The sequence below is a fragment of the Streptomyces sp. NPDC002787 genome, assembly GCF_053592095.1.
The window spans coordinates 296,350-321,384 of the sequence record NZ_JBSFVC010000007.1; the positions used below are offsets into that span (position 1 = coordinate 296,350).

The window sequence follows — 25,035 nt, forward strand, 5'->3', positions numbered from 1 at the left end:
GTTGCCGGATTTCGAGAGGGGGAATGTTTGTTGGATCCGGTAGTGTTAACCTCAAGTCTGCACCTGCCCCAGCCATGGCGAGGTGCTTATCGTCCCCGTCCGGGACAACCATTCTTCCGGGAGTCTCCCAAGCCGCACTGTGCTTCGTACGTCAAGCTGTACGCCGTACGCAGGCACTGAGCGGTCTGCCGAGCAGGCTCCGGAACCGGCGTGGCCGAGCCGCGTGACACAGACACTCAGTGCCACGGCCCGGAAAGCGCCGAATCACCAGAAATTCTCCTCCGCCGCCTTTGGCGGACCACCGCCCCGGCACGGTCCACCCGAACAGGACCGAAGCCGGACAGCACAAACGGTCGCCGAGCCAGAAGGCCGACGTCCGCTCCAGGGAAGGACCCTTCGTGAGCGACACCACCGATCTGATGGGCGCACGTGTCGAGGACACCGCTGCCGCGCCCGCCACGGACGCCGCGCCTGCCAGCGGTGCCGGCTCCCGGCGGCGCCGTGGCACCGGCCTCGAGGGCATGGTGCTGGCCGAGCTGCAGCAGGTCGCATCCGGCCTCGGTATCAGGGGCACCGCGCGTATGCGCAAGAGCCAGCTGATCGAGGTCATCAAGGAGGCGCAGGCGGGAGGGGGTGCCCCGGCGAAGGCCGAGGCAGCCACCGAGACCAAGCCGAAGCGCCGAGCCACCTCGAAGGCGCGTACGGGCGACGACGCCGCCCCGGCCGAGAAGGCCACCGCCAAGAAGGCCGCGGCGCCCGCCGAGAAGGCCGAGAAGGCCGTGGCCCAGCAGCAGATCGAGATCCCCGGCCAGCCGGCCGGTGGCGACGAGGCGCCCACCGAGCGCCGCCGTCGTCGTGCCACCGCCGACGCGGGCAGCCCCGAGACGGTGGCCGCCGAGGCGAAGAGCGAGCCCAAGGCCGAGACGCCGGCCGCTCCCGCCGAGGTCAAGGCCGACGCCGGTGACCAGGGCGCCGAAGGCCGCCAGGGCCGCCGCGAGCGTGGCCGTGACCGCGGTGAGCGTGGCGACCGCGGCGAGCGTGGCCGCCGTGGCAAGGGCGACGAGCAGCAGGGCGGCGGTGGCCAGCAGCAGCGCGACCGCGGCTCGCAGCAGGGCCAGCAGCAGGGCGGCGGCCGCCAGGACCGTCAGCGTGACAACGGCCCGCAGGACGACGACGACTTCGAGGGCGGCCGCCGTGGCCGTCGCGGCCGCTACCGGGACCGCCGCGGCCGTCGTGGCCGCGACGAGATCGGCGCCGCCGAGCCGCAGCTCGCCGACGACGACGTCCTGATCCCCGTCGCGGGCATCCTGGACATCCTCGACAACTACGCCTTCATCCGCACCTCCGGCTACCTGCCCGGCCCGAACGACGTGTACGTCTCCCTCGCCCAGGTCCGCAAGAACGGCCTGCGCAAGGGCGACCACGTCACCGGTGCCGTGCGTCAGCCCAAGGAGGGCGAGCGCCGCGAGAAGTTCAACGCGCTGGTCCGCCTGGACTCCGTCAACGGCATGGCGCCCGAACACGGCCGTGGCCGCCCGGAGTTCAACAAGCTGACGCCGCTGTACCCGCAGGACCGCCTCCGTCTGGAGACGGACCCGGGCGTGCTCACCACCCGCATCATCGACCTCGTCTCGCCCATCGGTAAGGGCCAGCGCGGTCTGATCGTGGCCCCGCCGAAGACCGGTAAGACCATGATCATGCAGGCGATCGCCAACGCGATCACGCACAACAACCCCGAGTGCCACCTGATGGTCGTCCTCGTCGACGAGCGTCCGGAAGAGGTCACCGACATGCAGCGGTCGGTGAAGGGCGAGGTCATCTCCTCGACCTTCGACCGCCCGGCCGAGGACCACACGACGGTCGCCGAGCTCGCCATCGAGCGCGCCAAGCGGCTCGTCGAGCTGGGCCACGACGTGGTCGTACTGCTCGACTCGATCACGCGTCTGGGCCGTGCGTACAACCTCGCCGCCCCGGCCTCCGGCCGCATCCTGTCCGGTGGTGTCGACTCGACCGCGCTGTACCCGCCGAAGCGCTTCTTCGGTGCGGCCCGGAACATCGAGGACGGCGGCTCGCTGACCATCCTCGCCACCGCGCTGGTGGACACCGGGTCCCGCATGGACGAGGTGATCTTCGAGGAGTTCAAGGGCACGGGCAACGCCGAGCTGAAGCTCGACCGGAAGCTCGCGGACAAGAGGATCTTCCCCGCGGTGGACGTGGACGCGTCCGGTACGCGTAAGGAAGAGATCCTGCTCGCCCCCGACGAGCTCGCCATCGTCTGGAAGCTGCGCCGGGTGCTGCACGCCCTCGACCAGCAGCAGGCGGTCGAGCTGCTTCTCGACAAGATGAAGCAGACGAAGTCGAATGCCGAGTTCCTGATGCAGATCCAGAAGACGACGCCGACGCCGGGTAACGGCGACTAGGCCTCGTACCTCTGAAAGCGCTGGGGCCACCCTCTTTGCGAGGGTGGCCCCACTTTTCTGTATGCGACACGTGTACGATCACGGTCTTCTGCGATCAGCTTCTGCACGATCTGATCAACCAATGCACTCCCAGGGGGGAATTGAGTGGCTAGACCTTTGTCCGGAGCCGTTGCCGCCGCGATAGCCGGGACGCTGCTGATGTCGTCCGCGAGCGGGGCCACCGCCGACACCTCGTCCATATCCGACGAGCTGGATGTGCGGGTCGCCAAGGCGATGGCGGCGGACGACACCGCCGGTGACGTCACGAGGCAGCCGTCGTCGAGCGCGAGTTCGGACAGCGGCCTGGAGCAGTCCGCCCAGATCATCGGCGGCTCCACGACCACGATCGCCTCGGCGCCGTGGATGGCCCAGCTCTGGTACTACGACGACACCCAGGACCTCGGCTTCTTCTGCGGCGGCACGGTCGTCTCACCGACGAAGATCCTCACCGCCGCGCACTGCGTCGACAAGGACTACTACGACTGGGTCAAGCACGGCGCCATCGTCACCGGCACGAACCAGCTGCCGACGTCCGTCCTCGACGAGGACGGCAACTACGTGAGCACGGACTACCACGGCGGCACCGTCACGGCGCTCTCGCGCCAGTGGAACCACTCCTCGTGGAACGAGGACACGATCGACAACGACGTCGCCGTCCTCACGCTGGCGTCGCCGGTCAAGGCCACGCCGATCAAGATGACGACGTCGGACGACACCACGTCGTACAAGGCCGGCACCAAGGCGAAGGTCTACGGCTGGGGCCGCACCAGCTCCACCAGCCAGGACGTCTCGCAGACGCTGAAGACGGCCACGCTGCCCGTCGTGAGCGACACGACCTGCGGGAACACCTGGGGCAGCTACTTCGTCAAGGGGCACATGGTCTGCGCGGGTCCGCCGGCCGGCGGCACCGACGCCACGACCACCGCCACCTGCAACGGTGACTCCGGCGGCCCGCTCGTAGTCAACAACAAGGTCATCGGCGTCGTTTCGTGGGGCGTCACGGACTGCGTGGCGAAGGGCGCCTACCCCGTCTTCGCCAAGGTCAGCAAGTACGTCGGCGCGACGTACCCGCGGATCGACGACACCGCCATCACCAGGGACGGCAAGGCCGACGTCTTCCTGCGTAACAAGGAGACCGGCACGGGCTACGTCCGCGCCTCCACGGGTTCCGCGCTCGGCGACCGCAAGGCCCTGACCGCCGAGGGCAGCTGGAAGGGCTACAACCTGGTCCAGCAGACCGACCTGAACCGGGACGGACACCAGGACTACGTGCTGCGCCGTTCCTCCGACGGTGACGTCTTCTGGCGGCGGTACGTGCCCTCGTCCAAGACCTGGACGACCACGCAGATCTTCGACAACTGGAAGACCCGCACCCGGATCCTCACCCCCGGCGACGTCACCGGCGACGCCCTGCCCGACCTGCTCTCGGTCGACTCGGCGGGCGCCCTGTGGATCTACCCGGGCAAGGGCAACGGCTCCTTCGCGACCCGCGTCAAGGTCGGCACGGGCTGGAACACGTACAACGCGGTGCTCGGTCACGGCGACTTCACCGGTGACGGCAAGGCCGACCTGGTCGCGCGCACCAAGACCGGCTCGAACGTCTACCTCTACAAGGGCACCGGCAAGTCCGGCACGGGCGCCTTCGCCACCCGGATCAAGGTCCGCTCGGACTGGAGCGCCTACAACACGCTCATCACTCCCGGTGATGTGAGCGGCGACGGCAGGGCGGACCTCCTGGCCCGTACGCCGGCCGGCACGCTGTACCTCTACAAGGGCACCGGCAAGGCCACGAGCGAGATCTTCAGCACACGGGTCTCCGTCGGCACCAGCTACGCCCAGTACGACCTGCTCGGCTGAAACCCCAGGTGAGCCTGGTCCCGCCAGGCTCATCCGTCACACACGGTGCCCATCGCTCTTTACGCGATGGGCACCGTTCGTTGTGCAACCCTTTCCCGGATTACTCCGTCTGACCGATCGGAGTGACCATGAAGCGGTATGGCCACATCCGACCCGGCAGGCCTGGGCCTGAGCGCAGGGGGTAACCGACCAGGAAAGAGAACGAGGAGCAGATGTCCGCCGAGAGCACGCCGGAACCCGCCACCCCGGGACCGTCCGGCACCACGGGCCCGCGCCACCGCGCGGCCAAGGGCCGCCGCCGCAAGTCACGCGACGGGCACAGCAGAGCGGCGCTCGCGGTCGTCTGGACCGCCGCGGGCGTCCTGGTGCTGGGCGGCACCGGAATCGGCTACCTGTACTTCAAGCTCAACGGCAACATCAAGAGCGTCGACATCAACCAGGCCCTCGGCACCGACCGGCCCCTCGACGTCGACAACGGCTCGCAGGACATCCTCGTCCTCGGCTCCGACACCCGCTCCGGCAGCAACAAGAAGCTCGGCGGCGGTACGGACGACGGCAGCGCCCGGTCCGACACGGCGATGCTCGTGCACGTCTACGAGGGCCACCAGCGGGCCAGCGTGGTCTCCATACCCCGGGACACCCTGGTCGAGCGGCCCGAGTGCACGGACGCGAACGGCAAGACGTACCCGGCGGCGAACATGGCGATGTTCAACTCCGCGTACACCACCGGTGGTGCGGCGTGTGCGGTGAAGACCGTCGAGTCGATGACCGGTATCCGCATGGACCACTTCATCGAGGTCGACTTCGCGGGCTTCGAGAAGCTGATCAATGTCCTCGGCGGGGTCGACATCACGACGACCAAGGACATCAAGGACCCCGACAGCCATCTGGATCTGAAGGCCGGGGAGCACACCCTCACGGGCAAGCAGGCGCTGGGGCTCGTCCGGACGCGGCACGGGGTGGGGGACGGCTCGGACCTCGGCCGTATCCAGCTCCAGCAGGCGTTCATCAAGGCCCTCATCGAGCAGGTCAGGTCCGTCGGCATCTTCAGCAGTCCGAAGAAGCTCTACGACCTCGCCGACACCGCGACCGGCGCGGTCACCACCGACTCCGATCTCGACTCCGTCAAGGACCTCGCGTCCTTCGCGGGCGGCCTCAAGGGCATCGACTCCAAGGACATGACCATGGTCACGATGCCGGTCCAGTACGACCCCGCCGACGCCAATCGTGTCCTGGTGGACGAGGCCAAGGCCAAGCAGGTCTGGGCCGCGCTCAAGGCCGACAGGGCCATCCCGAAGTCGGCGACGAAGGGCACGGCGACGGGTTCGGCCGACGGGGTTGTGGCTTCCTCCTGAGGGCGCCTCCTGTCGGCTTCTGCTTTGGGGGGCGCGGGGAACTGCGCGACAAGCCACGACGGCCCTGCGGTCGCGTACGGCGCCGACGAGGCACCCCCTGGCGCGTGCCGACCCGCGGCTGGGTAGGGCGGGGAAGCGGCGTGCAGACTGTGCTCGGGGTGCCGGGAATACCTGGCGGCACCCCCTGGTTTTGGGAGATGGCGCCAGTCCTGGCAGACTGGTACGTCGGCTCCGGTTCACGCGCCCGCACCCCGCGGACGCGACCCGGCGCCCTCCCGAAACTAGGAGACACCTTGAAGCGCGACATCCACCCCGAGTACGTCGAGACGCAGGTCAGCTGCACCTGTGGCGCGTCGTTCACCACCCGTAGCACGATCGAGAGCGGCACCATCCGTGCCGAGGTCTGCTCCGAGTGCCACCCGTTCTACACGGGCAAGCAGAAGATCCTCGACACCGGTGGCCGCGTGGCCCGCTTCGAGGCCCGCTTCGGCAAGGCTGCCGCTGCCAAGAAGTAGCGAGCCCCCAGCGCCGGTCCGCGGTGCCCCCTCGGGGGCGTCGGGACCGGCGCTTTGCGGTGCAGCCCACGGGCGCGGCCCATGGGCGCGGCCCACTCATCACGTCGTACAGGGAGCCGGAGATGTTCGAGGCGGTCGAGGAACTGGTCGGGGAACACGCCGACCTGGAGAAGAAGCTCGCCGACCCGTCGGTCCACGCGGACCAGGCCAACGCGCGCAAGCTGAACAAGCGCTACGCGGAGCTGACTCCGATCGTCGGCACGTACCGTTCCTGGAAGCAGACCGGCGACGACATCGAGACCGCCCGCGAATTCGCCGCGGACGACCCGGACTTCGCCGCCGAGGTCAAGGAGCTGGAGAAGCAGCGCGAGGAGCTCACGGAGAAGCTGCGGCTGCTGCTCGTGCCCCGGGACCCGTCCGACGACAAGGACGTGATCCTGGAGATCAAGGCCGGCGCCGGTGGCGACGAGTCCGCCCTGTTCGCCGGGGACCTGCTGCGCATGTACCTGCGGTACGCGGAGCGCGTCGGCTGGAAGACCGAGATCATCGACTCCACCGAGTCCGAGCTGGGCGGTTACAAGGACGTCCAGGTCGCCGTGAAGACCAAGGGCGGCCAGGGCGCCACCGAGCCCGGCCAGGGCGTCTGGGCCCGGCTGAAGTACGAGGGCGGCGTGCACCGCGTACAGCGCGTGCCCGCGACCGAGTCCCAGGGCCGTATCCACACCTCCGCCGCCGGTGTGCTCGTCACGCCCGAGGCCGAGGAGGTCGACGTCGAGATCAACATGAACGACCTGCGGATCGACGTCTACCGCTCCTCCGGCCCCGGTGGGCAGTCCGTCAACACCACCGACTCCGCCGTGCGCATCACGCACATTCCCACCGGAGTCGTCGCCTCCTGCCAGAACGAGAAGAGCCAGCTGCAGAACAAGGAGCAGGCGATGCGTATCCTGCGCTCCAGGCTGCTCGCCGCGGCGCAGGAGGAGGCGGAGAAGGAAGCCGCCGACGCCCGCCGCAGCCAGGTCCGTACCGTCGACCGCTCCGAGAAGATCCGTACGTACAACTTCCCGGAGAACCGCATCTCGGACCACCGCGTCGGCTTCAAGGCGTACAACCTGGACCAGGTCCTGGACGGCGAACTCGACGCGGTGATCCAGGCCTGCGTCGACGCGGACTCGGCCGCGAAGCTGGCAGCCGCGTAAGGCACGTACGAGGTACGACGAGTACGACCCGGAGGACTTGCGTGAACCTGCTGCTCGCGGAAGTGGCCCAGGCCACCCAGCGCCTGGCCGACGCCGGCGTGCCTTCCCCGCGCAACGACGCGGAGGAACTCGCCGCGTTCGTGCACGGCGTCAAGCGGGGCGAGCTGCACACCGTCCAGGACTCCGACTTCGATGCCCGGTACTGGGAGGTCATCGCCCGCCGCGAGCAGCGCGAGCCGCTCCAGCACATCACCGGGCGGGCGTACTTCCGCTACCTCGAACTGCAGGTCGGGCCAGGGGTGTTCGTGCCCCGGCCGGAGACCGAGTCGGTGGTCGGGTGGGCCATAGACGCCGTCCGCGCGATGGACGTCGTCGAGCCGCTCATCGTCGACCTGTGCACCGGTTCCGGCGCGATCGCGCTCGCGCTCGCCCAGGAGGTGCCGCGTTCGCGTGTGCACGCCGTGGAGCTGTCCGAGGACGCCCTGACGTGGACCCGCAAGAACATGGCGGGCTCCCGCGTCGACCTGCGCCAGGGCAACGCCCTGGACGCCTTCCGCGACCTCGACGGCCAGGTCGACCTGGTCGTCTCCAACCCGCCGTACATCCCGCTCACGGAGTGGGAGTACGTGGCACCCGAGGCCCGCGACTACGATCCCGAACTCGCCCTGTTCTCAGGGGAGGACGGCCTGGATCTGATCCGAGGCCTCGAACGCACGGCACATAGGCTCCTGCGACCCGGCGGTGTCGTCGTCATCGAGCACGCCGACACCCAGGGCGGCCAGGTGCCCTGGATCTTCACCGAGGAGCGGGGCTGGGCCGACGCGGCCGACCACCCGGACCTCAACAACCGGCCGCGGTTCGCGACCGCCCGCAAGGCGCTGCCCTGATGAGCACGAACACGAGCACGCGCCCGATCACAACCCCCCAGCAGTACGTGTACGAGGAGGCCCGCTAGATGGCACGGCGATACGACACCAACGACGCGACCGACCGCGCCACCGGTCTGCGCGAGGCCGCGTCCGCCATTCGCCGGGGGGAGCTCGTGGTGCTGCCGACGGACACCGTGTACGGCATCGGCGCGGACGCGTTCACCTCCGAGGCCGTGGCAGACCTCCTGGAGGCCAAGGGCCGGGGCCGCAACATGCCCACGCCCGTCCTCATCGGCTCCCCGAACACCCTGCACGGCCTCGTCACGGACTTCTCCGAGATGGCCTGGGAGCTCGTCGACGCGTTCTGGCCGGGGGCGCTGACCCTCGTCGCCAAGCACCAGCCGTCGCTGCAGTGGGACCTCGGCGACACCCGTGGCACGGTCGCCGTGCGGATGCCGCTGCACCCGGTCGCCATCGAGCTGCTGACCGAGGTCGGCCCCATGGCCGTCTCCTCGGCCAACCTGACCGGGCACCCGGCGCCGGAGAACTGCGACGCCGCCGAGGCGATGCTCGGGGACTCCGTCTCGGTCTACCTCGACGGCGGGCCGACCCCCGGCAACGAGCCGTCCTCCATCGTCGACGTCACGGGCAAGGTGCCGGTCCTGCTGCGGGCCGGCGCCCTTTCGGCGGAGGAGCTGCGCAAGGTCGTACCCGACCTCGAGGTGGCGAATTGACGGCTCCTGACGCGGGGCGTGGCATATGGGACGGGGAAGAGACGCGGACCTTCACAGGTCTCCCGCGTGACACCTTTCGCATCCTCCACGTCAGCACCGGCAACGTGTGCCGCTCGCCGATCACCGAGCGGCTGACCCGCCATGCCCTGGCGGACCGGCTCGGGGACCCGCTGTGGGGCGGTCTGATCGTCGAGAGCGCGGGGACCTGGGGGCACGAGGGGGCGCCCATGGAGGCCAACGCCGAGGCCGTCCTCGCCGACTTCGGCGCGGACGCCTCCGGCTTCACCGGGCGTGAGCTGCTGGACGAGCACGTCATCCGGGCCGACCTCGTGCTCACCGCCACCCGCGACCACCGCGCCCAGGTCATCTCCATGGGGCACTCCGCCGGGCTGCGCACCTTCACCCTGAAGGAGTTCACCCGCCTCGTGCGGGCCATCGACCCGACCACCCTCCCTCCCCTGGAGGAGGGCATGGTCGTACGCGCGCGTGCGCTGGTCCGCGCGGCGGCCGCTCTACGCGGGTGGCTCCTGGCCCCGACCGCCGAAGCGGACGAGGTCTATGACCCGTACGGGGCCCCGCTGCCGTTCTTCCAGTCGGTGGGCGACGAGATACACCAGGCGCTGGACCCGGTCGTGACGGCGCTGACGGGGGTGCCCGCGCGGGCGTGACCCCGGGTGGGACGATCCGCCGGACGGAGTCCGGTGCGGCATCTCGAAGCCGGGAGGCCCGCCGGGGCCGAGCGTCGCGAGAGGTGCGTCGGGGATCGGCCCCGGTCGTGACGGCGCTCACGGGGGTGCCGGCGAGGTCGTGACACCGGGCGCGTCCGGACCCGCGGGCCTACATTGGTCCTACGTCACCGTCGACGCCCCGGAGTCCATCATGTCGGTCACCCCTGTCCTAGAGGCCGATGTCCTGCGGCGGCAGGACCCCGAACTGGCCGACATCCTGCTCGGCGAACTCGATCGGCAGTCAACGACGTTGCAGCTCGTCGCCGCCGAGAACTTCACCTCGCCCGCGGTGCTGGCCGCGCTGGGGTCGCCGCTCGCGAACAAGTACGCGGAGGGCTATCCGGGGGCCCGCTACCACGGCGGCTGCGAGATGGTCGATGTCGCCGAACGGCTGGCCGTGGAGCGGGCCAAGGCGCTGTTCGGCGCCGAGCACGCCAACGTGCAGTCCCATTCGGGGTCTTCGGCCGTGCTGGCCGCGTACGCCGCCCTCCTGCGCCCCGGTGACACCGTGTTGGCGATGGGGCTGCACTTCGGCGGTCACCTCACCCACGGGTCGCCCGCGAACTTCTCCGGCCGCTGGTTCGACTTCGTCGGGTACGGGGTGGAGGCCGAGTCCGGCCTCATCGACCACGACCAGGTGCGGACCCTCGCCCGTACGCACCGCCCCAAAGCTCTCGTGTGCGGCTCGATCTCGTACCCCCGGCACATCGACTACGCCTTCTTCCGCGAGGTCGCCGACGAGGTGGGTGCGTTCCTCATCGCCGACGCGGCCCATCCGATCGGGCTGGTGGCCGGGGGAGCGGCGCCCAACCCGGTGCCGTACGCGGACATCGTCTGCGCCACCACGCACAAGGTGCTGCGCGGGCCGCGCGGCGGGATGCTGCTGTGCGGGAGCGAGCTGGCCGAGCGGGTGGACCGTGCGGTGTTCCCGTTCACCCAGGGCGGCGCCCAGATGCACACCATCGCCGCGAAGGCCGTCGCCTTCGGGGAGGCGGCGACACCGGCGTTCACCGCGTACGCCCATCAGGTGGTCGCGAACGCGCGCGTGCTCGCGCGGGGGCTGGCCGAGGAGGGCCTGGTCGTCGTCACCGGCGGCACCGACACCCACCTCCTGACCGTCGACCCCGCGCCACTCGGCGTCGACGGCCGTACCGCGCGAGGACGGCTCGCGGCCGCGGGGATCGTCCTGGACTGCTGCGCGCTCCCGCACGGCGACGCCCGTGGCCTGCGGCTCGGCACGGCCGCGCTGACCACGCAGGGCATGGGGGAGGCGGAGATGGCACGCCTCGCCGTGCTGTTCGCGGGGGTGCTGCGGGACGGCGGCGACGGCAAGCGGACGCGTGAAGATGTACGGGACCTGGCCGAAAGATTTCCGCCGTATCCGCGCTGAGGTGGGGTAGACGCACCACTGCACACAGCATCACGTGCAACCATCGTCGCTACCCGGAAGTCCCCAACCATATGCGCGCATCGCTAGGGTGTGGGGCTGAGATGGCCAGCGAGACCTGTGGGGAAGCCCGTGCGTGAATACCTCCTGACGCTCTGCATCACGGCCGCGGTGACGTATCTGCTGACAGGGCCGGTACGGAAGTTCGCGATCGTGGCCGGAGCCATGCCGGAGATCCGTGCGCGCGACGTCCACCGAGAACCCACGCCCCGCCTCGGCGGCATCGCGATGTTCTTCGGCCTCTGCGCCGGTCTGCTGGTCGCCGACCACCTGACCAACCTCAGCGAGGTCTTCGCGGAGTCCAACGAGCCGCGCGCGCTGCTCTCCGGGGCCGCGCTGATCTGGCTCATCGGTGTCCTGGACGACAAGTTCGAGATCGACGCCCTGATCAAGCTCGGCGGCCAGATGATCGCCGCCGGTGTGATGGTCATGCAGGGTCTGACGATCCTGTGGCTGCCCATCCCGAGTGTCGGCATCGTCGCGCTGACCCAGTGGCAGGGCACGCTGCTCACGGTCGCCCTGGTCGTCATCACCATCAACGCGGTCAACTTCGTCGACGGTCTCGACGGTCTCGCGGCCGGCATGGTCTGCATCGCCTCCGGCGCGTTCTTCATGTACGCCTACCGCCTCTGGTACAGCTACGGCATCGAGGCCGCGGCCCCCGCCACGCTGTTCGCGGCCGTGCTGATGGGCATGTGCCTGGGCTTCCTGCCGCACAACATGCACCCCGCGCGGATCTTCATGGGCGACTCCGGCTCGATGCTGATCGGCCTGGTGCTGGCCGCCGGCGCCATCTCGATCACGGGGCAGGTCGACCCGGACGTGATGGGCCTGTACGGCTCCGAGCGCAGCACGGTCTACGCGATGGTCCCGGTCTACATCCCGCTGCTGATGCCGCTCACCATCATCGCGATCCCGGCGGCGGACCTGATCCTCGCGATCGTGCGCCGCACCTGGCGCGGCCAGTCCCCGTTCGCCGCCGACCGCGGGCATCTGCACCACCGGCTGCTGGAGGTCGGGCACTCGCACAGCCGGGCCGTCCTGATCATGTACTTCTGGTCGGCGGTGATCGCCTTCGGCGCCCTGGCGTACACCGTGAACTCGGCGTCGATGTGGATCGTCCTTGCCATCGCCATGCTCAGCGGGGTCGGTCTCTTCCTGCTCCTGCTGCCCCGCTTCACCCCGCGCGCCCCGCGCTGGGCGCAGCGCTTCGTCCCGCCCCGCTACCGCCGCCGCCCCGTCCCGGCCGTCGTGGCGGAGCCCGTCCCGGACTGGACGCCCTCCCTCAACGGCGCGACGGCGATCGGCGCCCGCACGCACGAAGCGGAACGCAGTCCCGCAGGCGCCCGCCACTGAGAAGCGGCCCCTGGCGGCGGTCGTCGTCGCCCTGCTCGGAGAACCGGCCGGAGGCCGTGTGCGGTACCTCGCACACGGCCTCCGGCCGTCCGTCTGCGGGCGCAAGGGCCGGCTGCGGCGCTGACGGGAAGGTAAGAATCTGACTAACACTTTGCCGATGGCATGCAAGACCCTGGGAGTGCAAACCGGCGTTATACCAGACAAGTCGGCACTGTTTTTGCACAGACGGGCAGGTTCACTCTCATGTGTGACGGCTGGCACAGCATTCAGGTAAAGACCTCATCAAATAGTTTGTGATACGGTTCACGAGAACCCGGGACAGAGTCGAAGGACCGCAGTGCGACGGTCCATTGGCGCGAGGTTTCCGCTCGCCCCCGGGGACTACGCTCGTCCATGACGACACCCTGCCCCCTTAGCAAGCGGAGTTGCCGCCATGCCGTCCAATGACGTCCGGACCCTCCTTCAGGCTGCCGTGCCCACGGCTGCCGCCGGCGCGATCGGCGCCGTCGTCAGCGGTGTGGTCGTCGGGGGCAAGGGGGCCGTCGGCGCCATCGTCGCGGCGGTGATCACGATCCTCTTCATGGGAATCGGGCTCTACGTTCTGCAGCGCACTGCCAAATCGCTTCCTCATCTGTTCCAGATGATGGGCTTGATGCTTTACGCGGCGCAGATCCTGCTTCTGTTCATCTTTCTGTCCGCGTTCAAGAACACCACCCTGTTCCACCCCAGGGCCTTCGCGTTCACGCTCGTCGGCACCACTCTCGTGTGGATCGCCGCGCAGACGCGTGCCCATATGAAGGCCAAGATCCTCTACGTCGAACCCGATTCATCGACGGGCAACAAGCCCGAAAAATCGGGGCACTCGTCGTGAGGAGTAGGGCCGGGATAAGGGCGTGTGCGAAGTCCTGCTATCGTCCGGTGCCAACTGCGGCATCGCGGGCGCGGGCATCTGAGCTGACGCCTGCTCAATCGCGAGGCTCGATGCCCTCCAGCCGCCCCCACATCCGTAACACCTGTCCGGTGCCGACCCGCGGCTGCGCGCCGCGCCGACACAACGAGGTTGCCGTACCCATGCGTCACGCCGAAGGAGCCCGTGGTGAGTGCTGACCAGACCCAGCTCGCCTTTGACTGGAGCTGTCGGATCATGTCCGACAACGGCTGTGGCTTCCCGGCTCCGGGCCTGCACTCGTTCCTCTTCAAGCCGATCGCCACGGTCGGGGGGTTCGAGTTCAACAAGGTGATGCTGCTCGCCCTCGTCACCACCCTCCTGGTGATCACCTTCTTCACCCTGGCCTTTGGCAAGGCCAAGGTGGTCCCGGGCAAGCTGCAGATGATCGGTGAGGCGGGCTACGACTTCGTACGCCGCGGCATCGTCTACGAGACGCTGGGCCGGAAGGAGGGCGAGAAGTACGTCCCGCTGATGGTCTCGCTCTTCTTCTTCATCTGGATCATGAACATCTGGTCCGTGATCCCGCTGGCCCAGTTCCCGGTGTCGTCGATCATCGCCTACCCGATGGTCCTCGCCCTGGTCGTCTACGTGGTCTGGGTCTCGCTCACCTTCAAGAAGCACGGCTTCGTCGGCTTCTTCAAGAACGTCACCGGCTACGACAAGTCGCTCGGCCCGGTGCTGCCGCTCGTGGTGGTCATCGAGTTCTTCTCGAACCTGCTGGTCCGCCCGTTCACGCACGCGGTGCGACTGTTCGCCAACATGTTCGCCGGCCACCTGATGCTGGTCATGTTCACCGTCGCCTCCTGGTACCTGCTGAACAGCTGGATGATCCCGGCGGCCGGTGTCTCCTTCATCATGACCATCGTCATGATCCTCTTCGAGCTCTTCGTGCAGGCCGTCCAGGCGTACGTCTTCGTGCTCCTCGCCTGCTCGTACATCCAGGGCGCGCTCGCCGAGCACCACTGAGCCACGCGCTCCACCAGCCCCCAGAACGTCCGGTGGCCAACCCCCGCCGGTCCATGAAAGAGAAGGAAGAATCAGCATGGCTGCCCTTGAGACCCTCGCCGCTGTCGAAGGCAACATCGGTTCCATCGGCTACGGCCTCGCCGCCATCGGCCCCGGCGTCGGCGTCGGCATCATCTTCGGCAACGGCACCCAGGCTCTGGCCCGCCAGCCCGAGGCCGCCGGTCTGATCCGTGCCAACCAGATCCTCGGCTTCGCCTTCTGTGAGGCGCTCGCCCTCATCGGCATCGTCATGCCGTTCGTCTACAACTGACGAACCCTGACGAGCAATCCTTTCGACGAAAGGCACTGATGTGATCGCCAACCTGGTACAGCTGGCGGCCGGGGAAGAGCAGAACCCGCTCGTCCCGCCGGGCCCCGAGCTGCTCGTGGGCGCCATCGCCTTCGCCATCGTGTTCTTCTTCTTCTGGAAGAAGGCGCTCCCGAACATCAACAAGGTTCTGGAAGAGCGCCGCGACGCGATCGAGGGCGGTATCGAAGAGGCCGACCGTATGAAGGTCGAGGCCCAGAGCGTTCTTGAGCAGTACAAGGCTCAGCTCGCCGAGGCCCGGCACGAGGCCGCGCGTCTGCGCCAGGAGGCGCAGGAGCAGGGCGCCGCGCTCATCGCCGAGATGCGTGCCGAGGGCCAGCGGCAGCGCGAGGAGATCATCGCCGCCGGTCACTCGCAGCTCGACGCCGACCGCAAGGCCGCCGCTTCGGCGCTGCGCCAGGACGTCGGCAAGCTCGCCACCGACCTGGCCGGCAAGCTCGTCGGGGAGTCCCTTGAGGACCACGCCCGGCAGAGCCGTGTGATCGACCGCTTCCTCGACGACCTCGAGGAGAAGGCCGAGGCGACTCGATGACCGCACACGGAGCGAGCCGCGAGGCCACAGCGGCGGCCCGTGAGCGTCTCGACGCGCTGACGGACTCCACGTCCGTGGACGCGGCCCGGCTCGGCGACGAGCTGGCCGCCGTCACCGCGCTGCTCGACCGCGAGGTGTCGCTGCGTCGGGTCCTCACCGACCCGGCGCAGGCCGGCGAGGCCAAGGCCGAGCTGGCCGGACGCATCCTCGGCGGCCAGGTCGGCGGGACGACCGTCGACCTGGTGTCCGGCATGGTGCGCTCCCGCTGGACGCAGTCCCGCCACCTGGTGGACGCGCTGGAGGAGCTGGCGAACCTCGCCGACCTCACCGCCGCGCAGCGGTCCGGAGATCTCGACGACGTCGAGGACGAGCTGTTCCGGTTCGGCCGGATCGTCTCCTCCAACACCGGGCTCCGGTCCGCGCTGACCGACCGCGCCGCAGGCAGCCAGGCCAAGGGTGAGCTGCTGCGCAGCCTGCTCGGCGGCCGTGCCCGTGGCACCACCGAGCGTCTGGTGACGCGCCTTGTGACCGCGCCCCGGGGACGTAGCCTGGAGTCGGGACTCGAGTCCCTGTCCAAGCTCGCCGCCGAGCGCCGGAACCGCATGGTCGCCGTCGTCACCTCGGCGGTCCCGCTGAGCGACACCCAGAAGCAGCGCCTCGGCGCCGCCCTGGCGAAGCTCTACGGCCGTCAGATGCACCTCAACCTCGACGTGGACCCCGAGGTTCTCGGCGGGATCCGGGTGCAGGTCGGCGACGAGATCATCAACGGATCGATCGCGGACCGACTCGAGGACGCCGCCCGCCGCCTGGCGAGCTAAGCAAACTTCATAAGCAGTACGTACGTGTACCTACGGCCCGGTTGGGCCGTGCAGAGGATTCACCTCGTTCAGGGGGGAGTCCCCATCCCCCCAAGTGAAACTTCGGGCCCAACAAGGAGAGCAGGGAACCCAGATGGCGGAGCTCACGATCCGGCCGGAGGAGATCCGGGACGCGCTGGAGAACTTCGTCCAGTCGTACAAGCCGGACGCGGCCTCGCGCGAGGAGGTCGGTACGGTCACCCTTGCCGGCGACGGCATCGCGAAGGTCGAGGGCCTTCCCTCGGCCATGGCCAACGAACTGCTGAAGTTCGAGGACGGCACCCTCGGCCTCGCGCTCAACCTGGAAGAGCGCGAGATCGGCGCCATCGTCCTCGGTGAGTTCAGCGGCATCGAGGAGGGTCAGCCGGTCACCCGTACCGGCGAGGTCCTGTCGGTCGCGGTGGGCGAGGGCTACCTCGGCCGCGTCGTCGACCCGCTCGGCAACCCGATCGACGGCCTCGGCGAGATCGAGACCAGCGGTCGTCGTGCCCTGGAGCTGCAGGCCCCGGGCGTCATGGCCCGTAAGTCGGTGCACGAGCCGATGGAGACCGGCTACAAGGCCGTCGACGCGATGACCCCGATCGGCCGTGGTCAGCGTCAGCTGATCATCGGTGACCGCCAGACCGGCAAGACCGCCCTGGCCGTCGACACGATCATCAACCAGCGCGACAACTGGCGCTCGGGCGACCCGAAGAAGCAGGTCCGCTGCGTCTACGTCGCCATCGGCCAGAAGGGCTCGACCATCGCGTCGGTCCGCCGCGCGCTGGAGGAGAACGGCGCGCTCGAGTACACGACCATCGTCGCCGCCCCGGCGTCCGACCCGGCCGGCTTCAAGTACCTGGCGCCGTACACCGGTTCGGCCATCGGTCAGCAGTGGATGTACGAGGGCAAGCACGTCCTCATCATCTTCGACGACCTCTCGAAGCAGGCCGACGCCTACCGCGCCGTGTCCCTGCTGCTGCGCCGTCCGCCGGGCCGTGAGGCCTACCCGGGTGACGTCTTCTACCTGCACTCCCGTCTGCTGGAGCGCTGCGCCAAGCTCTCCGACGAGATGGGCGCGGGCTCGATGACCGGTCTGCCGATCGTCGAGACGAAGGCCAACGACGTCTCGGCGTTCATCCCGACCAACGTCATCTCCATCACCGACGGCCAGTGCTTCCTGGAGTCGGACCTCTTCAACGCCGGTCAGCGCCCCGCGCTGAACGTCGGTATCTCCGTCTCCCGAGTCGGTGGTTCCGCCCAGCACAAGGCGATGAAGCAGGTCTCCGGCCGTCTGCGCGTGGACCTCGCCCAGTTCCGTGAGCTGGAGGCGTTCGCCGCCTTCGGTTCCGACCTGGACGCCGCGTCGAAGTCGCAGCTGGAGCGCGGCCAGCGCATGGTCGAGCTGCTGAAGCAGAACCAGTACGAGCCGATGTCCACCGAGGACCAGGTCGTCTCCGTCTGGGCCGGCACCACCGGCAAGATGGACGACGTGCCGGTCGCCGACATCCGCCGCTTCGAGAAGGAGCTGCTGGAGTACCTGCACCGCAAGGAGCAGGGCCTCATGACCTCCATCAAGGAGGGCGGCAAGCTCTCGGACGACACGCTGACCGCTGTCGCCGACGCGATCGCCGACTTCAAGAAGCAGTTCGAGACCGCGGACGGCAAGCTGCTCGGCGAGGACGCTCCGGCGACCGTCAACGTCTCCAAGTGACGTAAGGAAGGGACCTGACTCATGGGAGCTCAGCTCCGGGTCTACAAGCGTCGCATCCGATCCGTCACCGCGACCAAGAAGATCACCAAGGCGATGGAGATGATCGCCGCCTCGCGCGTCGTCAAGGCGCAGCGCAAGGTGGCGGCCTCCACGCCCTACGCGACCGAGCTCACCCGCGCGGTCACGGCGGTGGGCACTGGTTCGAACACCAAGCACCCGCTGACCACGCAGGCCGATCAGGTCACGCGTTCCGCAGTGCTGCTGCTGACGAGCGACCGCGGTCTCGCCGGTGCCTTCAACTCCAACGCCATCAAGGCGGCGGAGCAGCTGACGGCACGCCTCGAGGCCGAGGGCCAGCAGGTCGACACGTACATCGTCGGCCGCCGTGGTGTCGCCCACTACAACTTCCGTGAGCGCAAGATCGCGGACCAGTGGACGGGCTTCACCGACGAGCCCTCGTACGCGGACGCCAAGAAGGTCGCGGCCCCGCTGATCGAGGCCATCGAGAAGGACACGGCGGACGGCGGGGTGGACGAGCTCCACATCGTCTACACCGAGTTCGTCTCGATGATGACGCAGCAGGCGCTCGACGCGCGTCTGCTGCCGCTCAGCCTCGAAGAGGTCGCGGAGGAGGCGCCGAAGGGCGAGATCCTTCCGCTGTACGACTTCGAGCCGTCGGCGGAGGACGTCCTCGACGCCCTGCTGCCGCGCTACGTCGAGAGCCGTATCTACAACGCGCTGCTGCAGTCGGCTGCTTCCAAGCACGCCGCCACCCGCCGCGCGATGAAGTCGGCGACCGACAACGCGGGCGAGCTGATCAACACGCTCTCCCGCCTTGCCAACGCGGCCCGCCAGGCCGAAATCACCCAGGAAATCAGCGAGATCGTCGGCGGCTCCGCAGCCCTTTCCGACGCGACCGCGGGGAGTGACAAGTAATGACGACGACTTCTGAGACGGCCGTTGCCACGGGCCGCGTCGCCCGGGTCATCGGCCCGGTCGTCGACGTGGAGTTCCCCGTCGACGCGATGCCGGAGATCTACAACGCGCTGCACGTCGAGGTGGCCGACCCGGCCAACGCCGGCGAGCTGAAGACGCTGACCCTGGAGGTCGCCCAGCACCTGGGTGACGGCCTGGTCCGCACCATCTCCATGCAGCCCACCGACGGTCTGGTGCGCCAGGCCCCGGTCACCGACACCGGTGCCTCCATCACCGTCCCCGTCGGCGACTTCACCAAGGGCAAGGTGTTCAACACCCTCGGTGAGGTCCTGAACGTCGACGAGACGTACGAGGGCGAGCGCTGGGGCATCCACCGCAAGGCCCCGAACTTCGACGAGCTCGAGTCGAAGACCGAGATGTTCGAGACCGGCGTCAAGGTCATCGACCTTCTCACCCCGTACGTCAAGGGTGGAAAGATCGGTCTGTTCGGCGGTGCCGGCGTCGGCAAGACGGTGCTCATCCAGGAGATGATCTACCGCGTCGCCAACAACCACGACGGTGTCTCCGTGTTCGCCGGCGTCGGTGAGCGCACCCGTGAGGGCAACGACCTCATCGAGGAGATGTCGGAGTCCGGCGTCATCGACAAGACCGCGCTGGTCTTCGGCCAGATGGACGAGCCCCCGGGCACCCGTCTGCGCGTGGCCCTCGCCGGTCTGACCATGGCGGAGTACTTCCGCGATGTGCAGAAGCAGGACGTGCTGTTCTTCATCGACAACATCTTCCGCTTCACCCAGGCCGGTTCCGAGGTGTCGACCCTGCTCGGCCGTATGCCCTCCGCGGTGGGCTACCAGCCGAACCTGGCCGACGAGATGGGTCTCCTCCAGGAGCGCATCACCTCGACCCGTGGTCACTCGATCACCTCGATGCAGGCGATCTACGTCCCCGCGGACGACCTGACCGACCCGGCTCCGGCCACCACCTTCGCCCACCTCGACGCGACGACGGTTCTCTCCCGTCCGATCTCCGAGAAGGGCATCTACCCGGCCGTGGACCCGCTGGACTCGACGTCCCGCATCCTCGACCCGCGGTACATCGCGGCGGACCACTACAACGCCGCGATGCGCGTGAAGAACATCCTGCAGAAGTACAAGGACCTGCAGGACATCATCGCGATCCTCGGTATCGACGAGCTCGGCGAGGAGGACAAGCTCGTCGTCCACCGTGCCCGTCGCGTGGAGCGCTTCCTGTCCCAGAACACCCACGTCGCCAAGCAGTTCACCGGCGTCGACGGGTCGGACGTGCCGCTGGACGAGTCGATCACCGCGTTCAACGCGATCATCGACGGTGAGTACGACCACTTCCCGGAGCAGGCGTTCTTCATGTGCGGTGGCCTTGAGGACCTGAAGAAGAACGCGAAGGAGCTCGGCGTCAGCTGACGTCAGGCACTCGTGAACAGTGGGGGGCGAGACCACACCTCATGGGGTGCGTCCCGCCCCCCTCTGTACGCCATCTAGAATTGAACCCAACACCCGGCGGAGGCGCCGGGTGGTGACCCGAGGAGCCACCTTGGCTGCTGAGCTGCACGTCGCGCTGGTCGCGGCCGACCGAGAGGTCTGGTCCGGCGAGGCCACCCTGGTCGTCGCGCGCACCACGTCCGGCGACATCGGCGTCATGCCCGGTCACCAGCCGCTGCTCGGTGTGCTGGAGTCGGGCCCGGTGACCATCCGTACGAGTGAGGGCGGCACCGTCGTCGTCGCTGTGCACGGCGGTTTCATCTCGTTCGCGGACAACAAGCTGTCCCTGCTGGCCGAGGTCGCCGAGCTGGCCGACGAGATCGACGTCCAGAGCGCCGAGCGAGAGCTGGAGCGTGCGAAGGCGGAGGGTGACGCCGCCGCCGAGCGCCGCGCGGATGTACGACTGCGCACGGCGGCTGCGCGCTGAGCCCGCTCGCCGTGTGATGCTGTACCTCAGCCGCGGCTGGGTCTGGATGTTTCATCCCGACCCAGCCGCGGCTGAGGCAAATACGGGTGTTTTTTACCTTCCATTACCTAGCAGTTCCGTTACCCAGGAGACGAGGAGGTCGGTGTCGATGGTCCTCGCTCTGACTGTGTGCGGGTCGGTGATCGCGCTCGTGGTGGTGGGGCTCTTCGTCTTCGGACTGCGCCGCCGTCTCATCCAGCGCTCCGGCGGCACCTTCGACTGCAGCCTCCGCTGGGACGCCCCGGAGAAACCCGAGGGTGAGGAGATCGGCAAGGGCTGGGGCTACGGCGTCGCCCGCTACAACGGCGACCGTGTCGAGTGGTACCGCATCTTCTCCTACTCGCCCCGACCCCGCCGCGTCCTGGAACGCTCGGCGATCGAGGTGGCCGGGCGCCGCGTCCCCGAGGGCGAGGAGGAGCTGGCGCTGCCTCCGGAGGCCGTGGTCCTCGCGTGTCTGCACCGGGGGACCCGTCTCGAGCTGGCGATGAGCGAGGACGCGCTGACCGGTTTCCTCGCGTGGCTGGAGGCGGCCCCTCCGGGGCAGCGGGTGAACGTCGCCTGACGCTCTTGAGGGCGCTTGCAGATTTGCGTCAGTAAGAGTTGCTTGCCGCGTCAGGGTGTGAGGCGAGGGGCGGGCCGTCACGGCCCGGTTGCCGAGTCAGCCGGAGCCGCGAACGACACCGACTGACTCGGGATCCAATTTCCGCACCGGAGGTGCCCATCGCGGTACGTCGGCGGATTTCCCGTGCCTCTGCAGAAAAGCAGCAGGTAGCCCGCCTCCCGCAACCCCCGGTGGGAACGGGCGGCCCACCGGTCGGATCCATTCCAGTAACCCACGCCGGCCTGGCGACCGTAAGCGTTTTTGCATATGTCACTCGAATGGTCCACTGTGCGCACCGCTTTCCCCTACTGGGGCCTACCGGTTTCCTCGGAGTGAATCGTCCGGCTGTGTGCCAGTGCGAAGTGTCAAGTAATCGCCAGAACAGGCTGGTTGGCGTTCTGAGGGCTTCGGTGACATGACCGCCGACGGGTCATCGCGGCGCTGCGCCGCTTCGCCGCACTCCTTCACCCGTCCAGATCTCACTGGATGCCGAGGGGCGACGCTCCCGATCAAGTGGAACCACCACGATCGAAGGGAGAACCAGTGGTGACCTCGAAGAACGCTTGGGTACTCGCCGTGGCCGCGCTGCTGGGCGTAGCCGTCTCGGGTACAGCCGCACCGGCCACCGCCGCGTCCCTGTCCCCACGACAGGTGAGAGCGGTGCCGTGCGGGAACGTCACCGAGTTGATCAAGCAGATCAACGACGCGAACAGCAGGGGGCGGGGAAGCGTCGTGCTGTCGTCGGGATGCAGATACGAACTCACCGCTCCGGCCGTGCCGGGTGGCGCCAATGGACTGCCGACGATCACCGGCAACGTCACCATTCTGGCTAATGGAGCGACCATCATCCGTCAGTCGGCCACGCCGTTCCGTATCGCCGAAGTCGCTCCGCAGGGAAACCTCACCCTCTTGGGAATCACGGTGTCGGGCGGCAGCGCGACCGAGAGTCCCGCCACGGCCGGTGGCGGCATCCTCGCCGAAGGGACGCTCCTCCTGGCCTCGAGTCGAGTCACCGGCAACACCGCTTCCGTCCTCGGTGGCGGGATCGCGGTCGGGTCCGGTGCGACGGCACGCCTCGTAGGCAGCACGGTGTCGGACAACAGTGCCGGTGACGGTGGTGGCCTTCATGTGGGTGCTTCCGCCCGGCTGGACGTGATCGGAGGCTCCGTCCAGAGCAACGACGCGACGTTCCTCGGTGGAGGGCTGGCCACCTTCGGCACCACGGTCCTCCACGGCGCGGCGGTCAGGGAGAACAGAACCGAGAACTTCGAAGGCGGCGGCGTCTTCACGGCGCTCGGCTCCCTCACCGTGAACGGTGGCTTCGTGACGGGGAACGAGGCGGCCTCGTCCGGCGGAGGCATCGCCAATTTCGGCAGCACCCTGCGACTGTGGGGCACCACCGTGAAGGGCAACGCCAGCGGCCTCGACGGCGGCGGTCTGTACCACCAGGCGGGCACGTCCGCTCTGGTCGGTGGCCGGGTCTCCGACAATGTCGCAGGAGGCCAGGGTGGTGGGATCTTCCGCGTCGGCGGCTCGGTCGCCCTGACGGGAACGCCCGTCGTCAGCAACGTGCCGGACAACTGCGCGCCGGCCGGAGCTGTTCCGGGCTGCGCTTCGTGAACGGCCGACCGGCCAGGCCCCCAGGGTGTCCGGAGCTTGGCCGGCCGGCTTCGGCGGAAGGGGGGTCGGAAGGACGGACAAGGACGGGATTACTCCTTTCGGGTGAATAGGGCCACAGTGGCTTGTCACTCGATTGGATGCGTGGGTCACTAAGAGTGTGAACCGGCGGGCTGCCCATCCCCGAGCCGGGGGAACGTTCGAACAGGCAGCGCTTGCCGGTTTTTCCTTGCCCAGGGGAGATGGCGGAAGGGTGCCGCACGCCCGGCTGGGCATGCGGGGTACCTGTGCCGGTTCGTTCACCCGGGCGCGGCCGCACTGCTGATCAGTGTCGCCGCAGCGGAAGGAGTCGGGCAGAGGCCGACGTGCGTCCTGTTGGCGAGAGTCCCACTCCCGAAGACGTGTCAGTCGATGGCTGGCCATTCCTGCCGGTTCCTCGCATGCCCCCATCAACGAGCGAGGAGTCCCCTCATGCCTATCTCTCCGAACCAGGGTTCCACCGGAGGCGGGACCCTGGTGACCATCACCGGCACCAACCTGTCCGGCACCAGCGCGGTGAAGTTCGGCGGCAAGCCCGCCACGAACGTCACCAACGTCTCCCCGACGCAGGTCACCGCCGTCTCCCCCTCGGGGACCGGCACGGTCGGGGTCACGGTGACCACCCCGGGCGGGACCAGCAACCCGGTGTCGTACTTCTACGTCGGCGCCCCGTTCAAGTCGTCCCTGGGTGCCACCTCCGGGCCGCTGGCCGGCGGCAACGCCATCACCATCAGCGGCACCGGCCTGTCGACGGCCAGCAGCGTGTCCTTCGGCGGGGTCACGGCCACGCCGACCGTGAACAGTGACAGCTCGCTCAGCGTCACCGTGCCCGCGGGCGCGGCGGCCGGGCCGGTGTCGGTGAGCGTCACCACCGCGGGCGGCACCAACAACGGCCTCAGCTACACCTACGTCGAAACTCCCACGATCGTGACCATCAGTCCGACGTCGGGCCCGACCTCGGGCGGGACGGCGGTCACTATCACCGGCACCAACCTGGACAGCACGGAGTCGGTCACCTTCGACGGCACCGCGGCGCCGTTCTCGGTGATCAACTCGACCACGCTGTCAGCGGTCACTCCGCCCGGGACCGCGGGAGCGGTCGACGTGGTCGTGACCAACCCCGCTGGATCGGCCACCGCTGTCGACGGCTTCACCTACGTCGCCGGCCCCGGTATCTGACCGGTCCCCGCGCCTCCGCGACAGGGAGGCGATGAGCACCCGTCCGGGCGGCAATCCCCCCTCCGCCCGGACGGGCCCGATCTTGCGCCCACGCCTTGGTGCCGGCGCACGTGCGATGGATTCCCCGCCTTTCGTGAAGGAGTACAGCCATGCCTCCCCCTGTGGTCTCTTCGGTCACTCCCCACCAGGGGTCGACCTCCGGTGGCACCACCGTCACCGTGACCGGGACCGATTTCACCGGAGTTCAAGTCGTCCGGTTCGGGGCCAAGTCGGCCACGTCGTTCACCGTCGACAGCTCCACCAAGATCACGGCGGTGACTCCCTCAGGCACCGGCACCGTGAACGTCAGCGTCACCACGAGCCAGGGCACGAGCGGCCAGGCGGTGCCTTTCACCTATGTCACCGCTCCCTCCCTCTCGGGACTGTCGCCCCAGCAGGGCCCGCCCGCCGGGGGGACGGTGGTGACGGTGACGGGTGCGAATCTGTCCGGTGCGACGGCGGTGCGGTTCGACGGGGTGGCGGCGTCGTCGTTCACCGTCAACAGCGGCACGCAGATCACCGCGGTGGCCCCCGCGCATGCGGCCGGTGCAGCGGCGGTCACGGTGACCACCCCCGGCGGCACCAGCAACGCCCTCACCTTCACCTACGTCGCCGCTCCCTCCGTCACCGGTCTGTCGCCGCATCAGGGCCCGGTGACCGGGGGAACGGTGGTGACGGTGACGGGTGCGAATCTGTCCGGTGCGACGGCGGTGCGGTTCGACGGGGTGGCGGCGTCGTCGTTCACCGTCAACAGCGGCACG

At 68.7% G+C, this 25,035-nt stretch carries 23 protein-coding genes; all 23 read left to right on the forward strand.

Annotated elements, in window-relative coordinates; translation table 11 throughout:
• Positions 1-398: 398 nt before the first annotated feature.
• Positions 399-2,420 carry a transcription termination factor Rho gene (gene rho, locus ACWD26_RS12650; RefSeq protein ID WP_451269081.1) on the forward strand — a complete coding sequence of 674 codons (2,022 nt, stop codon included), beginning with the start codon at positions 399-401 and terminating at the stop codon, positions 2,418-2,420.
• Positions 2,421-2,618: 198 nt separating this feature from the next.
• The gene (locus ACWD26_RS12655) at positions 2,619-4,316 is read left to right on the forward strand and encodes a trypsin-like serine protease (RefSeq protein WP_451269142.1); all 1,698 of its coding nucleotides are present in this window, start codon (positions 2,619-2,621) and stop codon (positions 4,314-4,316) included.
• Between the two features lie 212 nt (positions 4,317-4,528).
• Entirely contained in the window at positions 4,529-5,671 is a 1,143-nt protein-coding gene (locus ACWD26_RS12660; protein WP_451269083.1) for an LCP family protein, read from the forward strand.
• Positions 5,672-5,964: 293 nt separating this feature from the next.
• Positions 5,965-6,186, forward strand: coding sequence for a 50S ribosomal protein L31 (gene rpmE / locus ACWD26_RS12665; RefSeq protein WP_028804216.1), 222 nt, complete (start codon positions 5,965-5,967; stop codon positions 6,184-6,186).
• Positions 6,187-6,308: 122 nt separating this feature from the next.
• Positions 6,309-7,385, forward strand: a complete 1,077-nt coding sequence (gene prfA, locus ACWD26_RS12670) for a peptide chain release factor 1 (RefSeq protein WP_451269086.1) — start codon at positions 6,309-6,311, stop codon at positions 7,383-7,385.
• 41 nt (positions 7,386-7,426) lie between these two features.
• Entirely contained in the window at positions 7,427-8,272 is an 846-nt protein-coding gene (prmC, locus tag ACWD26_RS12675; protein WP_451269087.1) for a peptide chain release factor N(5)-glutamine methyltransferase, read from the forward strand.
• Positions 8,273-8,340: 68 nt separating this feature from the next.
• Entirely contained in the window at positions 8,341-8,988 is a 648-nt protein-coding gene (locus tag ACWD26_RS12680; RefSeq protein ID WP_033526519.1) for an L-threonylcarbamoyladenylate synthase, read from the forward strand.
• Positions 8,985-9,656, forward strand: a complete 672-nt coding sequence (locus tag ACWD26_RS12685) for an arsenate reductase/protein-tyrosine-phosphatase family protein (protein WP_451269090.1) — start codon at positions 8,985-8,987, stop codon at positions 9,654-9,656. The genes ACWD26_RS12680 and ACWD26_RS12685 overlap by 4 nt, the downstream gene beginning before the upstream one ends.
• A 211-nt stretch (positions 9,657-9,867) precedes the next feature.
• Positions 9,868-11,106 (forward strand): serine hydroxymethyltransferase, encoded by a 1,239-nt coding sequence (locus tag ACWD26_RS12690; protein WP_451269092.1) that lies wholly within the window; start codon positions 9,868-9,870, stop codon positions 11,104-11,106.
• A 129-nt stretch (positions 11,107-11,235) separates the two neighbouring features.
• Positions 11,236-12,519, forward strand: coding sequence for an MraY family glycosyltransferase (locus tag ACWD26_RS12695; RefSeq protein ID WP_451269094.1), 1,284 nt, complete (start codon positions 11,236-11,238; stop codon positions 12,517-12,519).
• A 433-nt stretch (positions 12,520-12,952) separates the two neighbouring features.
• Positions 12,953-13,390: a hypothetical protein gene (locus tag ACWD26_RS12700; RefSeq protein WP_451269096.1), complete on the forward strand. Its 438-nt coding sequence runs from the start codon at positions 12,953-12,955 to the stop codon at positions 13,388-13,390.
• Positions 13,391-13,663: 273 nt separating this feature from the next.
• Complete coding sequence (gene atpB / locus ACWD26_RS12705) at positions 13,664-14,434, forward strand: F0F1 ATP synthase subunit A (RefSeq protein ID WP_217177345.1); 771 nt, start codon at positions 13,664-13,666, stop codon at positions 14,432-14,434.
• 76 nt (positions 14,435-14,510) lie between these two features.
• Positions 14,511-14,744: an ATP synthase F0 subunit C gene (gene atpE, locus ACWD26_RS12710; RefSeq protein ID WP_143636214.1), complete on the forward strand. Its 234-nt coding sequence runs from the start codon at positions 14,511-14,513 to the stop codon at positions 14,742-14,744.
• Positions 14,745-14,784: 40 nt separating this feature from the next.
• Positions 14,785-15,333 carry a F0F1 ATP synthase subunit B gene (locus ACWD26_RS12715; protein ID WP_451269098.1) on the forward strand — a complete coding sequence of 183 codons (549 nt, stop codon included), beginning with the start codon at positions 14,785-14,787 and terminating at the stop codon, positions 15,331-15,333.
• Positions 15,330-16,151: a F0F1 ATP synthase subunit delta gene (locus ACWD26_RS12720; protein WP_451269100.1), complete on the forward strand. Its 822-nt coding sequence runs from the start codon at positions 15,330-15,332 to the stop codon at positions 16,149-16,151. Before ACWD26_RS12715 ends, ACWD26_RS12720 begins: the two co-directional genes overlap by 4 nt.
• A gap of 133 nt (positions 16,152-16,284) precedes the next feature.
• Positions 16,285-17,883, forward strand: a complete 1,599-nt coding sequence (gene atpA, locus ACWD26_RS12725) for a F0F1 ATP synthase subunit alpha (RefSeq protein WP_451269102.1) — start codon at positions 16,285-16,287, stop codon at positions 17,881-17,883.
• A gap of 21 nt (positions 17,884-17,904) precedes the next feature.
• Positions 17,905-18,819: a F0F1 ATP synthase subunit gamma gene (locus ACWD26_RS12730; protein WP_451269104.1), complete on the forward strand. Its 915-nt coding sequence runs from the start codon at positions 17,905-17,907 to the stop codon at positions 18,817-18,819.
• A complete protein-coding gene (gene atpD, locus ACWD26_RS12735; RefSeq protein WP_451269106.1) occupies positions 18,819-20,255 on the forward strand; it encodes a F0F1 ATP synthase subunit beta in 1,437 nt (478 codons plus the stop codon). The genes ACWD26_RS12730 and atpD overlap by 1 nt, the downstream gene beginning before the upstream one ends.
• A 130-nt stretch (positions 20,256-20,385) precedes the next feature.
• Positions 20,386-20,760, forward strand: coding sequence for a F0F1 ATP synthase subunit epsilon (locus tag ACWD26_RS12740; RefSeq protein ID WP_451269108.1), 375 nt, complete (start codon positions 20,386-20,388; stop codon positions 20,758-20,760).
• 148 nt (positions 20,761-20,908) lie between these two features.
• Positions 20,909-21,361 carry a DUF2550 domain-containing protein gene (locus ACWD26_RS12745; protein ID WP_451269110.1) on the forward strand — a complete coding sequence of 151 codons (453 nt, stop codon included), beginning with the start codon at positions 20,909-20,911 and terminating at the stop codon, positions 21,359-21,361.
• A 585-nt stretch (positions 21,362-21,946) separates the two neighbouring features.
• Positions 21,947-23,020, forward strand: a complete 1,074-nt coding sequence (locus ACWD26_RS12750; protein WP_451269112.1) for a right-handed parallel beta-helix repeat-containing protein — start codon at positions 21,947-21,949, stop codon at positions 23,018-23,020.
• Positions 23,021-23,488: 468 nt separating this feature from the next.
• Positions 23,489-24,235: an IPT/TIG domain-containing protein gene (locus tag ACWD26_RS12755; RefSeq protein WP_451269114.1), complete on the forward strand. Its 747-nt coding sequence runs from the start codon at positions 23,489-23,491 to the stop codon at positions 24,233-24,235.
• A 149-nt stretch (positions 24,236-24,384) separates the two neighbouring features.
• A partial coding sequence (locus ACWD26_RS12760; RefSeq protein WP_451269116.1) for an IPT/TIG domain-containing protein occupies positions 24,385-25,035 on the forward strand: 651 nt, incomplete at its 3' end.

What these genes read in the sequence shown, in the direction of transcription:
- atpD (WP_451269106.1), top strand. Translation starts at nt 18,819, where the DNA reads ATGACGACGACTTCTGAGACGGCCGTTGCCACGGGCCGCGTCGCCCGG.
- ACWD26_RS12700 (WP_451269096.1), top strand. Translation starts at nt 12,953, where the DNA reads ATGCCGTCCAATGACGTCCGGACCCTCCTTCAGGCTGCCGTGCCCACG.
- ACWD26_RS12730 (WP_451269104.1), top strand. Translation starts at nt 17,905, where the DNA reads ATGGGAGCTCAGCTCCGGGTCTACAAGCGTCGCATCCGATCCGTCACC.
- ACWD26_RS12660 (WP_451269083.1), top strand. Translation starts at nt 4,529, where the DNA reads ATGTCCGCCGAGAGCACGCCGGAACCCGCCACCCCGGGACCGTCCGGC.
- ACWD26_RS12720 (WP_451269100.1), top strand. Translation starts at nt 15,330, where the DNA reads ATGACCGCACACGGAGCGAGCCGCGAGGCCACAGCGGCGGCCCGTGAG.
- ACWD26_RS12690 (WP_451269092.1), top strand. Translation starts at nt 9,868, where the DNA reads ATGTCGGTCACCCCTGTCCTAGAGGCCGATGTCCTGCGGCGGCAGGAC.
- atpA (WP_451269102.1), top strand. Translation starts at nt 16,285, where the DNA reads ATGGCGGAGCTCACGATCCGGCCGGAGGAGATCCGGGACGCGCTGGAG.
- ACWD26_RS12655 (WP_451269142.1), top strand. Translation starts at nt 2,619, where the DNA reads ATGTCGTCCGCGAGCGGGGCCACCGCCGACACCTCGTCCATATCCGAC.
- atpE (WP_143636214.1), top strand. Translation starts at nt 14,511, where the DNA reads ATGGCTGCCCTTGAGACCCTCGCCGCTGTCGAAGGCAACATCGGTTCC.
- ACWD26_RS12745 (WP_451269110.1), top strand. Translation starts at nt 20,909, where the DNA reads ATGGTCCTCGCTCTGACTGTGTGCGGGTCGGTGATCGCGCTCGTGGTG.
- atpB (WP_217177345.1), top strand. Translation starts at nt 13,664, where the DNA reads ATGTCCGACAACGGCTGTGGCTTCCCGGCTCCGGGCCTGCACTCGTTC.
- prfA (WP_451269086.1), top strand. Translation starts at nt 6,309, where the DNA reads ATGTTCGAGGCGGTCGAGGAACTGGTCGGGGAACACGCCGACCTGGAG.
- ACWD26_RS12680 (WP_033526519.1), top strand. Translation starts at nt 8,341, where the DNA reads ATGGCACGGCGATACGACACCAACGACGCGACCGACCGCGCCACCGGT.
- ACWD26_RS12755 (WP_451269114.1), top strand. Translation starts at nt 23,489, where the DNA reads ATGCCTATCTCTCCGAACCAGGGTTCCACCGGAGGCGGGACCCTGGTG.